The sequence below is a fragment of the Sorangium sp. So ce836 genome (assembly GCF_028553905.1).
GTDB lineage: Bacteria > Myxococcota_A > Polyangia > Polyangiales > Polyangiaceae > Sorangium > Sorangium cellulosum_D.
In genome coordinates this window covers 8,962,309-8,976,334 of the sequence record NZ_CP102233.1, presented here as the reverse complement: position 1 = coordinate 8,976,334, position 14,026 = coordinate 8,962,309, and the positions used below count along the sequence as shown (strand labels likewise).

General features: G+C 71.4%; 6 protein-coding genes. 3 read left to right on the top strand and 3 right to left on the bottom strand.

Features of this window, described 5'->3' with window-relative positions; all coding sequences use genetic code 11:
* Positions 1-19: 19 nt before the first annotated feature.
* From trmFO to NQZ70_RS32435, 3 genes are all read left to right on the top strand, one after another.
* On the top strand, positions 20-1,477 hold the full coding sequence (gene trmFO / locus NQZ70_RS32445) for a methylenetetrahydrofolate--tRNA-(uracil(54)-C(5))-methyltransferase (FADH(2)-oxidizing) TrmFO (protein ID WP_129577686.1): 1,458 nt from the start codon (positions 20-22) through the stop codon (positions 1,475-1,477).
* Positions 1,478-1,758: 281 nt separating this feature from the next.
* On the top strand, positions 1,759-3,243 hold the full coding sequence (locus NQZ70_RS32440; protein WP_129577685.1) for a DUF2330 domain-containing protein: 1,485 nt from the start codon (positions 1,759-1,761) through the stop codon (positions 3,241-3,243).
* Positions 3,244-3,515: 272 nt separating this feature from the next.
* Positions 3,516-4,745, top strand: a complete 1,230-nt coding sequence (locus NQZ70_RS32435) for a phosphatidylserine/phosphatidylglycerophosphate/cardiolipin synthase family protein (RefSeq protein WP_237244246.1) — start codon at positions 3,516-3,518, stop codon at positions 4,743-4,745.
* 370 nt (positions 4,746-5,115) lie between these two features.
* On the opposite strand, the gene NQZ70_RS32430 is transcribed toward NQZ70_RS32435, so the two are convergent.
* The 3 genes from NQZ70_RS32430 to NQZ70_RS32420 all read right to left on the bottom strand — a co-directional run bounded on the left by NQZ70_RS32430 (position 5,116) and on the right by NQZ70_RS32420 (position 13,792).
* Complete coding sequence (locus NQZ70_RS32430; protein WP_129577684.1) at positions 5,116-6,972, bottom strand: serine/threonine-protein kinase; 1,857 nt, start codon at positions 6,970-6,972, stop codon at positions 5,116-5,118.
* 203 nt (positions 6,973-7,175) lie between these two features.
* Positions 7,176-7,613 carry a hypothetical protein gene (locus NQZ70_RS32425; RefSeq protein ID WP_129577683.1) on the bottom strand — a complete coding sequence of 146 codons (438 nt, stop codon included), beginning with the start codon at positions 7,611-7,613 and terminating at the stop codon, positions 7,176-7,178.
* Positions 7,614-7,939: 326 nt separating this feature from the next.
* On the bottom strand, positions 7,940-13,792 hold the full coding sequence (locus NQZ70_RS32420) for a HAMP domain-containing protein (protein ID WP_237244244.1): 5,853 nt from the start codon (positions 13,790-13,792) through the stop codon (positions 7,940-7,942).
* Positions 13,793-14,026: the final 234 nt, after the last annotated feature.

Genomic DNA, 14,026 nt, shown 5'->3' with positions numbered 1-14,026 from the left:
TCCCACCCTGGTGAGCTACATGAACGGAGCGGAGAACCCGCGCGACGATGTCGTCGTCGTCGGAGGCGGCCTGGCCGGTTGCGAGGCGGCGTACCAGCTCGCCCAGCGCGGGCTGCGCGTGCGCCTCGTCGAGATGAAACCGCACAAGCGCACGCCCGCGCAGACGAGCGATCGGATGGGCGAGCTCGTGTGCTCCAACTCGCTGCGCGGCGCGGCGCTGAGCAACGCGGTGGGGCTGCTCAAGGAAGAGCTCCGTCGCGTGGGCTCGCTCGCCCTGCGGTGCGCCGACGAGACCTCGGTGCCGGCCGGCGGCGCGCTGGCGGTCGACCGCGAGCGGTTCGCCGAGGCGATGACGCGGGCGATCGAGGCCCATCCCCGCATCGCCGTGGAGCGGCGGGAGGTGACGGAGATCCCGGCCGAGCGCCCGGTGATCCTCGCGACCGGCCCGCTCACGTCCGACGCCCTCGCGGCGAGCCTCGCCGCGGCCGTGGGCGCCGAGCACCTCGCCTACTACGACGCGATCGCGCCGATCGTCAGCGCCGACTCGATCGACTGGTCGCGCGTGTGGAAGCAGTCGCGCTACGGCAAGGGCGGCGCGGTCCGGGGCGAGCGCGCCGCGCCGCAGGAGCGCGCCGCGCCGCAGGAGGGCGCCGCGCGACCCGAGCCGACCGCGCCGCCGCCGGAGGACGCGGCCGAGCGCCGCGACGACGCCGAGGCCGGCGACGAGGCGTACGTGAACTGCCCCTTCGACGAGGCGCAGTACAAGGCGTTCGTCCGGGCCCTGGTCGAGTCGGAGAAGGTGGAGGCCCGCGACTTCGAGGAGGTGCGCTACTTCGAGGGGTGCCTGCCGTGCGAGGTGATGGCCGCGCGCGGGGAGCAGACGCTCGCGTTCGGGCCGATGAAGCCGGTCGGGCTCACCGATCCGCGCACCGGCAGGCGGCCGTACGCGGTGCTCCAGCTGCGCCCGGAGGACGAGGCGGCGACGGCGTACAACCTGGTCGGCTTCCAGACGCGCATGAAGTACGCCGAGCAGCTGCGGGTGTTCCGGATGGTGCCCGGCCTCGAGGAGGCCGAGTTCCTCCGCATGGGCTCCGTGCACCGGAACACCTTCGTGGACGCGCCGGCGCTCCTCGGCCCGGCGATGGAGCTGCGCGCGCTGCCAGGCGTGCACCTCGCCGGCCAGATCTCGGGCGTGGAGGGCTACGTGGAGAGCGCCGCGGCCGGGTTCGTGTGCGCGATGCTCCTCGCGCAGCGGCTGCGGAACGAGCCGCTCCGGCCCCCGCCGCCCACGACGGCGCTCGGCGGCATCCTCACGCACCTCGGGCGGAAGCAGCCGTCGTATCAGCCGTCGAACATCACCTGGGCGCACATCGCGCCGCTCGATCCCGCGCACGGCAAGCTGCGCAAGCGCGCCCGCTACGAGGCGATGGCCGAGCGCGCCCTCCGCGACCTCGACGCGTGGTGGGCAGCGGGCTGACGGGCGGCCTCGGCGGGTCGTGGACGCGCGCGTCGCGCGCGTCCAGGCGAGCCCTTGGGAAGGCTGTAACCCTGGAAGAACCTTGAGGTTTCTCCCTGCCTGCCCGGCTCCCTGCGCGCGCTGACGCCGGGCCCGCGGCGCGGGTGCCGCCGGCGCCGCCCCAATCGTGCGCGGGCTGCCTGCCGCGCGCGGGCTTGGGTAGCCTGGCGGTGGTGCGCCGCGCGCCGACCGCGCGCTCCGGGAGCCCGCCCCGCGCGGACCCGCGCCCATGGAGGTACCCGATGAAACTTCGCTTGCTCGCGCTCCTCGCGCTCGCCGTTCCTGCCGCGACGCTCCTCTCGCCGCGCGAGGCGCTCGCCTGCGGCGGGTGCTTCGCCCCGCCGACCGAGACCACGGTCGTCAACGCGCACCGGATGGTCCTCTCCGTATCGCCCGTCCAGTCGGTGCTCTGGGATCAGATCCAGTACTCCGGCGATCCGAGGGAGTTCGCCTGGGTGCTCCCGGTGAAGCCGGGAGCGACGATCGAGGTCGGCTCGGACGCGTGGTTCGAGACGCTCGACGCGGCCACGTCGGTCCGCATCACGGCGCCCAACTCCTTTTGCGCCTCGAGCGGGGGCGGCTGCGGCACGCTGTCCGCCAGCGACTCGGAGGGCGGCGTGGCAGGGGCGTTCGGCAACGACCAGGTCACGGTCCTCCACCGCGGCACCGTCGGCCCGTACGAGACCGTGACGCTCACGACCGACACGCCCGGCGCGCTGAACACGTGGCTGGAGAGGAACGGCTTCGGCGTCGACGAATCGACGCAGCCGGTCATCGACGCCTACGTCGCGGAGCAGTTCGATTTCATCGCCCTCAAGCTCCAGCCCGGCAAGGACGTGAAGGAGATGAAGCCGGTGCGGGTCGTCATGCCGGGGGCGAGCGCCACGCTGCCGCTCCGGATGGTGGCCGCCGGCACGGGCGCGAACGTCGCGATCACCCTCTTCACCATCAGCGAGGCGCGGCTCGCCCCGGAGGGGTTCGCGGCCGCGGCGGTCCCCGTCGACCTCCTCGCGTGGGACTTCGCCTCGCAGGACTCGAACTACGGCGAGCTCCGCGAGAAGGCGCTCGCGGCGCAGGACGGCGGCCGCGCGTTCCTCACGCCCTACGCGCAGCAGGGCTCGCTGTTCTCGCCGGTGTCGAGCTCCGCGGCGCCGTTCGGCGTGCAGTACACGACGAGCGGCTCGACCACCCCGGTCGACACGATCGCCGCGGCGTTCGCCCAGCAGGGGCTCGCGAACGGCGAGACCCAGGACGCCGACTGCGCCGTGCGCTTCGCCGAGATCGCGACGGAGAGCCGCGCCGTGGCGAGCCCCTGCCCGGCCGGCGTCCCGCTCTCCGACCCGAGCTGCGGCGAGGTCGCCTCGGGCCAGATCGACGCGCGCGAGCTCGCGTGCGGGCCGCTCGACGACCTCGCGGTCGCGATGATCGGCCTGCACCCGAGGGACGTCTGGCTCACGCGCCTCGAGGCGAACCTGCCGCGCGCGGCGCTCGACACCGACCTCGTCCTGAGCCCCGCGAAGCAGGAGCGGGTCGACAACTGGATGCGCGCCCGCCTGAGCGTCCACGCCGAGGTGCTCTGCGGCGCGGCGCTCCCGCTCGTCGACGGCGACCGCGCCTCGCGGACGCGGGGGCAGGGCACGCTCGTGGGCATGACGCTCGGCGCCCTCGCCCTCGCGGCGGCGATCGCCCGCCGCGGCGCGCGCCGCTTCGCGTCCCGCCCGGCCTGACCGGCGCTCACGCGTCCACGTCCCGCGCCCTCGCCCGCGCGACGGAGTGCTGGGCTGCGCCCGAGAGACCGCTTGCCCCGGCGGCGCTGTGGCGCCGTGGCCGCGCGTGGCAAGCTGCCACGTCGCGCGCCTCCCTCCGCGAGCATCCCTGCGCGATCGCGACTTCGCGAGGTGGCACACGGGCTGCTTGAGCCGTTGTGGTGAGGGCGTGCGGGCCACTGCGGCAATCGAGCTGCAGCCGCCCCGCGTCGGGACTCGACATGACCTGCTCGGTGCTGACTTTTCCAGGCTCCAGGGCGAACTCCAGGACCAGCCACGCGGTGCCGGACAGGGGGCGCGCGCTCCACGCGACGCGCCTCCTGCCGGGGATGACGGTGGTGCTCGAGTCGCTCCTCGACGACATCGCGCGCGCCCGGGAGCGGATCTGGATCTCGACGTACATCTACCGCAACGATCGGATGGGCCACCGCTTCGCCGACGCGTTCGCGGACGCCGTGCGGCGCGGCGTCGACGTGCGGCTCCTCTACGACGCGCTCGGCAGCCACGCGACGCCGGCGCAGTTCTTCGAGGACATGCGGGCTCGCGGCGTCCGCGCGCGCGCGTACCGGCCGCTCGGCACGGTGCTGCGCCGGGGCGTCCTGTTCCCGCGGGAGCACTCGCGCATCGTGGTGATCGACGGCGCGGGGTACGTCGGCGGCGCGGCGTGGGCCGACGAGTGGCTGCCGCGCGATCAGGGCGGCGACGGCTGGCACGAGGTCTGTAGCCGGGTGGTGGGGCCCTGCGTGGGCGACATGGAGCGGGCGTTCGAGTGCCGCTGGATGCTCGCCAACGAGGCCGACGGGCGCTCGTTCGACTACTGGACCGGCGGCGTCTATGACGACGTGGAGTTCATCACCGACGCGCCCAGCCCGCCGGCGATCATCTACGAGCGCCACGTGGAGCGGGTGCGCTCGGCGCGGCGGCGCGTGTGGATCGAGAACGCGTATTTCTGCCCGCCCCGCGGGCTGGAGCGCGAGCTCATCGCCGCCGCGCGCCGCGGGATCGACGTGAAGATCATCGTGCCGCGCAACTCCGATCTGCCGGCCATCCGCAACGCGAGCCTCGCGCGGTACAGGTGGTGGCTGGAGAACGGGCTCCAGATCCACGAGTTCCTGCCGTCGATGCTGCACTCGAAGTTCGCGGTGATCGACGACGACTGGGCGACCGTGGGGACCTTCAACGTGAACCCGACGAGCCTGCGGTGGGTGAGCGAGGCGAACCTCATCGTCAAGCAGCCCGGCTTCGTGAGGGACGCGGCGAACCTGTTCGAGCGGGACCTCGATCGGAGCGAGGAAGTGTGCCTCAACAACCTGCCCAAGCTGGGAGCGCTCGCGCGGATGCGAAACGCGCTGTGGAGCCTGGGGCTCGACCTGCTGGAGCCAGGGTACGCGTCGGGGAGAGGGCGCGGGGCGCTCCCCGAGCCGGAGCGGGAGGGGGGATTCCTGCCGGCTATCGGGGTCTAGGGTGCGGGGGGCTGGAGCGGGCGCGGTGAGGGAGGTGGTGCCGAGCCGCCCGGCCCCCGTGGAGGGGGCTCGTCGCGCGGGGCGGCGACGGGTCGAACTCGCCTGAGACGTCCTGTGCCCGGCGTGCGGAGCACGCCGGACACAGGACGTCAATTGGGCTCAAACATCGACCCGTCGCCGCCCCGCGCGACGAGCCCCCTCCACGGGGGCCTACCGCTATATGATGGGATCGGGCGATCTCCGAGCGCCAGGGCGATTGGCCAGTACGGCAATCCTGATCAGGAAGCCGTCAGGCAACCAAGAGAAATGAAGTTGGTGTTGGTCGCAGCGCTTGATCTTGGTCCCCTGGCCGCCCCGTGAGGCCGAGCCGCTACGGCGCGGTTGGAGCGGTCGGGGGCTCCTCGGCCGCGCCGGCGTCGGCAGCCGGCGGGGGCGGCTCGGCCGCAGGCGGGGTAGGGGCGGGCTCCTGAATGGCCGCACCCGCATCCTCGTAGACCTCGACGGCAGGCGCCGAGGCGTCGGCCGCCGGCGGGCAAGCCGACCCCCCGCCTTCAGGACCACCAGCGCAGGCCGCAGACGCGGGCTCCGGCGACGCGCCCGACCGGGGCGCGTGCGCAAGGAGCTGCGGCGCCTCCACGCCCGCGTCGGACACGGGAAGATCCGGGAGCGGCGCGCTCGCGGTGGGCGCCGGCGACGTGGTGGCAGCAGCGGCCGGCGCTGGCGCGGGGGGAGCCGGCTTCGGAGCCCGCGTCGGGCGCGGGGCCACAGGCTCGGCCACGGGCGCCGGGGGCGCCACGACGCCGCGGGCGATGCTGGCCGTGAGGGAGCTCGCCTCGGCCGCAGGGCGCATCGACGGCGACGGCTCGGCGGCCGGCGCCGGAGGCTCGGCCAGAGACGCCGGCGCCGTCGGCGTCAGCTGGACCGCAGGGCCCGTCGCGACCGGCGCCACGCTCCACGCCGCCGCGCCCGCCATGAGGACGAAACCCGCCGCCGCGACGCGGCGGAACGGGAAGCGATCCCGCAACGAGGGACGCTGTGACGGGGACACCACCACCGGCGGATTCACCATCGCGGTCGCCTCGGACCACGCGCGCTCGCCGCTCTCCTCCAGCGACCCGCGCCGCACCACCACCGGGGCGCGGCGGCTCGTCTCGTCAGGCGCCCGCCGCGCGGACGCCATGGGGAGCTGCAGCTCCAGCGCGTCGTCGGAGCGCCGCGAGTGCAGCGTCGGCGCAGCGCTCACCACCATCGGCCGCGGCGACGGCGCGGGGACCTGGCTCGTCCGCTCGTCCAGCCACTGCGCGCGGAGCGACGCGCCGCACAGGTCCTCCGAGACGCCCCGCGAGAGGAGCCACGTCGCGAGCGCGACGCCGAGCTCGCGCATGCTCCCCCAGCGATCCGCCGGGTCCTTGCGCAACCCGCGCTCGATGATCGACCACAGCGCCGGATCCGTGCCGCACCGCTCGACGAGCGACTGCACCGGATCCTGGATGACCGCCCGCAGCGTCCCGAACCCCTGCTCGCCGGCATAGGGCGTCTCGCCCGCGATCGACTCGTACAGCATCGTGCAGAACGCCCAGATGTCCGCGCGATGATCGAGCTGGCCCTGCCCGAGCGCCTGCTCGGGCGGCATGTACTGCGGTGTCCCGATCACCGCCGCGCCCGTCGAGCCGGACTGCGGTTCGGTCCACGTCACCTTCGCGATCCCGAAATCGACGACCTTCGGCTGGATCCTGCCGTCGGCCTGCTCGGCGAGCATCACGTTGTCCGGCTTGAGATCCCGGTGGACGACGCCGCGCTCATGGGCGGCGTGCATCGCGCTCGCGACCGGCAGCAAGACCGCGATCGCCGCCTCGGGCAAGAGCCGCTGCTCGCGGCAGAGCATGTCCCGGAGGGCCTCGCCCTCCAGGAGCTCCATCACGATGTACGGCGTGCCGCCCGCGGTCTTGCCGAGATCGAAGACGCGCACGATGCCCGGATGGCTGAGCTTCGCCGCCGCCCGCGCCTCGCGCAGCAGGCGCTCCGCGATCGCAGGAGAGCGCATCTCCGGGCGCAGCACCTTGATGGCCACGTTGGCCTCGAGCGCCGTGTTCGCAGCGACCCAGACAGAGCCCATCGCCCCCTCTCCCGCCTTGCGGAGGAGCTGGTACTTGTCGCCCACCACCGTGCCAACCTCGAAGCGTTCCCCTAAGGTGTGCTCGAAACCCTGGGTCAAGTTGCTCGACATGCGCTCTCCTGCCGCCTGCTCCGGCCATCCGCCGCCCACGACGCCACGCTTCGCCACGAATCCGATTCTGGAGCATCGCTCGTGCCAGGCGCTCCTCTCGGGGAGCGCCTGAAATCCCGAACGAGCGCGTCGGCGGCAGCGCGCCTCAGCGAGGCAAGTTGCCACGCGCCGGGCACCACGCGCGCGCTCGCCCCGCGAGCCGCCTAGATGAAGCTGTCGTACGGACGTCGCTGCGCGCTCTCGCTCCGGACGTCCTCGGCGCCCGAATACTCGAGGATCATTTCCAGAATCTCCGCGTCTCGCTCCGAGGTCGCGTGAACGCCCACGAGGACCGCGCCTTGCCGCAGGCCGCTCTCGTACACGTGCGCGCGGTGCTCGGGGACGCCAGCGCCGACGAGCCCGCCGGCCGCGCTGTCCGCGCCCGCCAGCGCGGACTCCAGGGGGCCCGCCACCACGAGCCCGAGGCCAGGGAACATCGCGCTCGCGCCGGCCGCCGCGAACGCCGCGAATGCCGCCCCCACCGCCGCGCCGACGCCGCCGCCCGCCGCCGCCCGCGAGCCGGTTCCGCTCTCGACGCGCTCTCCGCGCGCATCGTCGCTCATGACAAGGCTGATGGCGTCGCGCTTGTATCCACAGCTCATGACGCGCTCAACCGCCCTCTCGGCGTCGAGCCGTGTCCTCACAAGACCGGTCACCAGCTTTGCCCTCACCGACAGCTCCTTTCCCGAAGAACGTCCTCGACCCGGGCGCGTCCCCTCTCTGTATTCTGGAATCCCACACGGTACAGCAGGCGCCGTGCCAACGAAGGATGCCGCAAATGCACGCTCTCCTACGCTGTCGGCTGTGGACGGTCGACGCCTGAGCCCGCGGAGGGACGCCACACTGAGGCGTCGTTGCAGCGAAGACGAACCGCCGCGTGCGCTCGGACACATCCGCGCCGCGCGGCGGCGAGCCGGGGAGAGCGAGCTCAGCGATGCAGCCAGATGCGGAGCAGCGCGAGCAGCTGCTCCGTATCGACCGGCTTGGAGATGTAGTCGGTCGCGCCGGCCTCGAGGCATTTCTCGCGATCGCCCTTCATCGCTCTGGCCGTGACGGCGATGATCGGGAGCGTCTGGAAGGCGGGCCGCTGCCGGATCGCGCGCATCGTGTCGTATCCGTCCATCTCCGGCATCATGATGTCCATGAGCACGACATCGATGCCGCTCGTCCTCTCCAGACGGTCGATGGCGGCCTTGCCCGTATCGGCGGCGAGCGTGGTCATCCCCTGGCTCTCGAGGACGGTCTTCAGCGCATAGATGTTGCGGAAATCGTCGTCGACGATCAGCGCGCACTTGCCGGAGAGCGCGGCGGCCGACTCGTGGAGCTGCTCGACCACGAGCCGCTTCGCCTCCGGCAGATCCGAGAGCCGGCGGTGCAGCGCGAGCGTGACCTCGTCGAGCAGGCGCTCCCTCGACTGGACGTGCTTCACCGGGAGCCGCTGCGCGAGGCGGCCGAGCTGCACCTCGTCGTCCCCGGCGACGTCGGCCGGCGTGTACACGATGGCCGACAGATCGGCGAAGCGCCCGGCCCGATCGAGGTGCTCGATGAGCTCGAGGCCGGGCATGTCGGGCAGGCGCAGCCCGAGCACGACCGCCTCGTACGGCTCGCGCTCGAGCGCCGCGAGCGCGGCCTCGCCGGTCGCCACGCTGGCGACCGTGACCCCCTCGTCCCGGAGCAGCTCGACCACGGGATCGCCCGACGCCGCGTCCGGCTCGACGACGAGCAGCCGGCGCCGCGGCGAGCTGACCAGCCCGTCGAGCCGCGCGAAGGCCTCGTCGAGCGCCGTCCTGCTGCTGAGCGGCTTGTTGAGGAGCCCCACCGCGCCCATCCGCCGCGCGCGGCTCCGCTCCTCCTCCGTCTCCGTCGTGATCACCTCGACCGGGATGTGCCGCGACGACAGATCGCGCTTGAGGCAGTCGAGCACGCGCCAGCCGTCCATGTCGGGCAGGTTGATGTCCAGCGTGATCGCCGCGGGCTTGAGCTCGCGCACCAGCGAGAGCCCCGTCGCGCCGCGGACGGCGACGACCGCCTTGAAGCCGTGCTCCCGCGCGACGTCCACGAGGAAGCGGGCGAACACGGTGTCGTTCTCCACGATCACGATCGCGCGGTCGCCGGGGCGGACGCTCTCGCTGTCGTCGATGACCTGCGTGTCCGGGCTCACGGCCATGCGATCCGACGGCCGGCTGCTGTGGACGGTGTCCTCGATGACGGGCGGCGTGTCGAGGACGTGCGCCGGCTGCCGGCGCACCGTCCGCACGGGCCGGTAGGTGCGCGGCAGGTAGAGCGTGAACGTGCTGCCGCGGCCCGGCGCGCTCACCAGCGCGAGGTCGCCGCCGAGCATCCGCGCGATCTCCCGGCTGATCGCGAGCCCGAGCCCGGTGCCCCCGTACTTGCGGCTCGTGCTCCCGTCGGCCTGCTGGAACGCCTCGAAGATGATCTGCTGTTTGTCCGGCGCGATCCCGATGCCCGTGTCGTGGACGGAGAGGGCGATCACCGAGTCGGCCCGGCTGAGCACATCGTTCTCACGGTTCCAGCCGTCGCGGGCCACTGTCACCTCCAGGACCACCTTGCCGCGCTCGGTGAACTTGAAGGCGTTGGAGAGCAGGTTCTTGAGCACCTGCTGGAGCCGCTTCGCGTCGGTGAGCATCGAGGACGGCAGCGCCGGCGAGAACGAGAGCTCGAACTCGAGCTTCTTGGACTCGGCGACGTGCCGGAACGTACGTTGTACGTAGTCCGAGAGGTCCTTGAAGGCGATCTCGCCGACGTCGACGACGACGGTGCCGGACTCGATCTTGGAGAGGTCGAGGATGTCGTTGATGAGCGCCAGGAGATCGGTCCCCGACGCGTGGATCGTCTTCGCGAACTCGACCTGCCGCGGGGTGAGGTTCTGGTCGTTGTTCCTGGAGAGCTGGTCCGAGAGGATGAGCAGGCTGTTCAGCGGGGTCCTGAGCTCATGGGACATGTTGGCCATGAACTCCGACTTGTATTTCGACGTGAGGGCGAGCTGCCGCGCCTTCTCTTCGAGGGCCTGGCGGGCCTGCTCGACCTCGTGGTTCTTCCGCTCGACCTCGACGTTCTGCTCGGCCAGGAGGCGCGCCTTCTCGCCGAGCGCGGCGTTCGTCTCCTGGAGCTCCTCCTGCTGGCTCTGGAGCTCGCGCGCCAGCGACTGGGACTGCTTGAGCAGGTCCTCGGTGCGCATGTTCGCCTCGATCGTGTTGAGCACGATGCCGATCGACTCGGTGAGCTGATCGAGGAACGCCTGGTGGGTCGGGCTGAAGCGCTCGAGCGACGCGAGCTCGATGACGGCCTTCACCTGCCCCTCGAAGAGCACGGGCATCACGATGATGTTGACCGGGGGCGACTCGCCGAGGCCGCTCGTGATCGTGATGTAGTCGGGCGGCGCGTTGACGAGGAGGATCTTCTCCTTCTCGAGCGCGCACTGGCCGACGAGGCCCTCGCCGAGCTTGAACTGGTTGTCGACGTGCTTGCGCTCCTTGAACGCGTAGCTCGCGAGCAGCTTGAGGACGGGCTCCTCCCGGGAGGCGTCCATGATGTAGAAGACGCCCTGCTGCGCCGTGACCACCGGGGCGAGCTCGGACAGGATGAGGCGGCCGACGGTGAGGAGATCCTTCTGCCCCTGGAGCATGCGCGAGAACTTGGCGAGGTTGGTCTTGAGCCAGTCCTGCTCGCTGTTCTTCAGCGTCGTGTCCTTGAGGTTCCGGATCATCTCATTGATGTTGTCCTTCAGCGCCGCGACCTCGCCCTGAGCCTCGACCTTGATCGACCGGGTGAGGTCGCCCTTGGTCACGGCGGTGGCCACCTCGGCGATCGCGCGGACCTGCGTCGTGAGGTTCGCCGCGAGCTGGTTCACGTTGTCGGTGAGGTCCTTCCACGTGCCGGCCGCGCCGGGCACGCTCGCCTGGCCGCCGAGCTTGCCCTCGACCCCGACCTCGCGCGCCACCGTGGTCACCTGATCCGCGAACGTCGCGAGCGTCTCGATCATGCCGTTGATCGTGTCCGCGAGCGCGGCGATTTCGCCCTTCGCGTCGACGATCAGCTTGCGCTTGAGATCGCCGTTGGCGACCGCGGTCACGACCTTCGCGATGCCGCGCACCTGGTTCGTCAGGTTGCCGGCCATCGAGTTCACGTTGTCGGTGAGGTCCTTCCAGGTGCCTGCGACGCCGCGGACGTCGGCCTGGCCGCCGAGCTTTCCCTCGGTGCCGACCTCGCGCGCGACGCGCGTGACCTCGGAGGCGAAGGAGTTGAGCTGATCGACCATCGTGTTGATGGTGTTCTTGAGCTCGAGGATCTCGCCCTTGACGTCGACGGTGATCTTCTTGGACAGATCGCCGTTGGCGACGGCGGTGGTGACGGCGGCGATGTTGCGCACCTGGGCGGTGAGGTTGCCGGCCATCGAGTTGACGGAGTCGGTGAGGTCCTTCCAGGTGCCTGCGACGCCGCGGACGTCGGCCTGGCCGCCGAGCTTGCCCTCGGTGCCGACCTCGCGCGCGACGCGCGTCACCTCGGAGGCGAACGAGCGGAGCTGATCGACCATCGTGTTGATGGTGTCCTTGAGCTCCAGGATCTCGCCGCGGACGTCGACGGTGATCTTCTTGGACAGGTCGCCGTTGGCGACGGCGGTGGTGACGGCGGCGATGTTGCGCACCTGGGCGGTGAGGTTGCCGGCCATCGAGTTGACGGAGTCGGTGAGGTCCTTCCAGGTGCCGGCGACGCCGGTCACCTCTGCCTGGCCGCCGAGCTTTCCCTCGGTGCCGACCTCGCGCGCGACGCGCGTCACCTGCGCCGCGAAGGCGCTCAGCTGGTCGACCATCGTGTTGATGGTGTTCTTGAGCTCGAGGATCTCGCCCTTGACGTCGACGGTGATCTTCTTCGAGAGATCGCCCGTGGCGACGGCGGTGGTGACGGCGGCGATGTTGCGCACCTGGGCGGTGAGGTTGCCGGCCATCGAGTTGACGGAGTCGGTGAGGTCCTTCCAGGTGCCTGCGACGCCGCGGACGTCGGCCTGGCCGCCGAGCTTGCCCTCGGTGCCGACCTCGCGCGCGACGCGCGTGACCTCGGAGGCGAAGGAGTTGAGCTGATCGACCATCGTGTTGATGGTGTTCTTGAGCTCGAGGATCTCGCCCTTGACGTCGACGGTGATCTTCTTCGAGAGATCGCCGTTGGCGACGGCGGTGGTGACGGTCGCGATGTTGCGCACCTGGGCGGTGAGGTTGCCGGCCATCGAGTTGACGGAGTCGGTGAGGTCCTTCCAGGTGCCTGCGACGCCGCGGACGTCGGCCTGGCCGCCGAGCTTTCCCTCGGTGCCGACCTCGCGCGCGACGCGCGTGACCTCGGAGGCGAAGGAGTTGAGCTGATCGACCATCGTGTTGATGGTGTCCTTGAGCTCGAGGATCTCGCCCTTGACGTCGACGGTGATCTTCTTCGAGAGATCGCCGTTGGCGACGGCGGTGGTGACGGTCGCGATGTTGCGCACCTGGGCCGTGAGGTTCGACGCCATCGAGTTGACGGAGTCGGTGAGGTCCTTCCAGGTGCCTGCGACGCCGCGGACGTCGGCCTGGCCGCCGAGCTTGCCCTCGGTGCCGACCTCGCGCGCGACGCGCGTGACCTCGGCCGCGAGGGAGCTCAGCTGATCGACCATCGTGTTGATGGTGTCCTTGAGCTCGAGGATCTCGCCCTTGACGTCGACGGTGATCTTCTTCGAGAGATCCCCCTTCGCGACGGCGGTGGTGACGGCGGCGATGTTGCGCACCTGGGCGGTGAGGTTGCCGGCCATCGAGTTGACGGAGTCGGTGAGGTCCTTCCAGGTGCCTGCGACGCCGCGGACGTCGGCCTGGCCGCCGAGCTTGCCCTCGGTGCCGACCTCGCGCGCGACGCGCGTCACCTCGGAGGCGAACGAGCGGAGCTGATCGACCATCGTGTTGATGGTGTCCTTGAGCTCGAGGATCTCGCCCTTGACGTCGACGGTGATCTTCTTCGAGAGATCGCCGTTGGCGACGGCGGTGGTGACGGTCGCGATGTTGCGCACCTGGGCCGTGAGGTTCGACGCCATCGAGTTGACGGAGTCGGTGAGGTCCTTCCAGGTGCCTGCGACGCCGCGGACGTCGGCCTGGCCGCCGAGCTTGCCCTCGGTGCCGACCTCGCGGGCGACGCGCGTGACCTCGGACGCGAAGGAGCCCAGCTGCTCGACCATCGTGTTGACGGTCTTGGCCGTCCGGAGGAACTCGCCGTCGAGCGGCCTGCCGTCGACCTCGAGGGCCATCGTCTGCGAGAGATCGCCCTTGGCGACGGCCCCGATGACGCGCGCCGTCTCGGCGGTGGGGTGGACGAGATCGCCGATCAGCGCGTTGATGCACGCGACCTCCTCGGCCCACGCGCCGTTCACCTCGCCGATGAAGGCGCGCTGCGAGAGCTTGCCTTCCTTGCCCACGACGCGGCTCAGGCGGTGGAGCTCCTTCGCCATCTTCTCGTTGAGCTCGACGACCTCGTTGAAGGTGTCGGCGATCTTCCCGTCGAGCCCCAGCCAGTCGACGGGCAGCCGCACCGAGAAATCGCCCTTCTTGAGGCTCATCAGCGAGCTCAGCAGCGTCCGCCCGTCGAGCCCGCTGCGCTCGCTGGGCGCCGCGGCGCGGGGGCTCTCCGCCGCGGGGGCCTTTCTCGCGCGCGGGGCGCCGTGCGACCCCTCGCTGGACGCGCCCTTCTTGCTCTTGCCATTGCCAGCCTTCGCTCTGCGGGCCTTGTCGAGGTCGCTACGCTGCTCCATGCCGCTGTTCTCCTGGCCCTGCATTGCAGTCTGGGCCGATCGGTGAAGGGAAACGAGGGCGCGCCCCGGGCGCGGAGGGGATTCGGGGCGCCGAGAGCGGTGGGATCAGGCGCCCCGGCGCGCCGCTCGGGGGCCGGGGCACCACCGCGAGGCGGCGAGAGGGCGAGAGGAGGACTGGCCCTCTCGTCAGGTGGGCGGGATCGTCGGCCGCCTCGGGCTTCCGCTGGGCGCCGC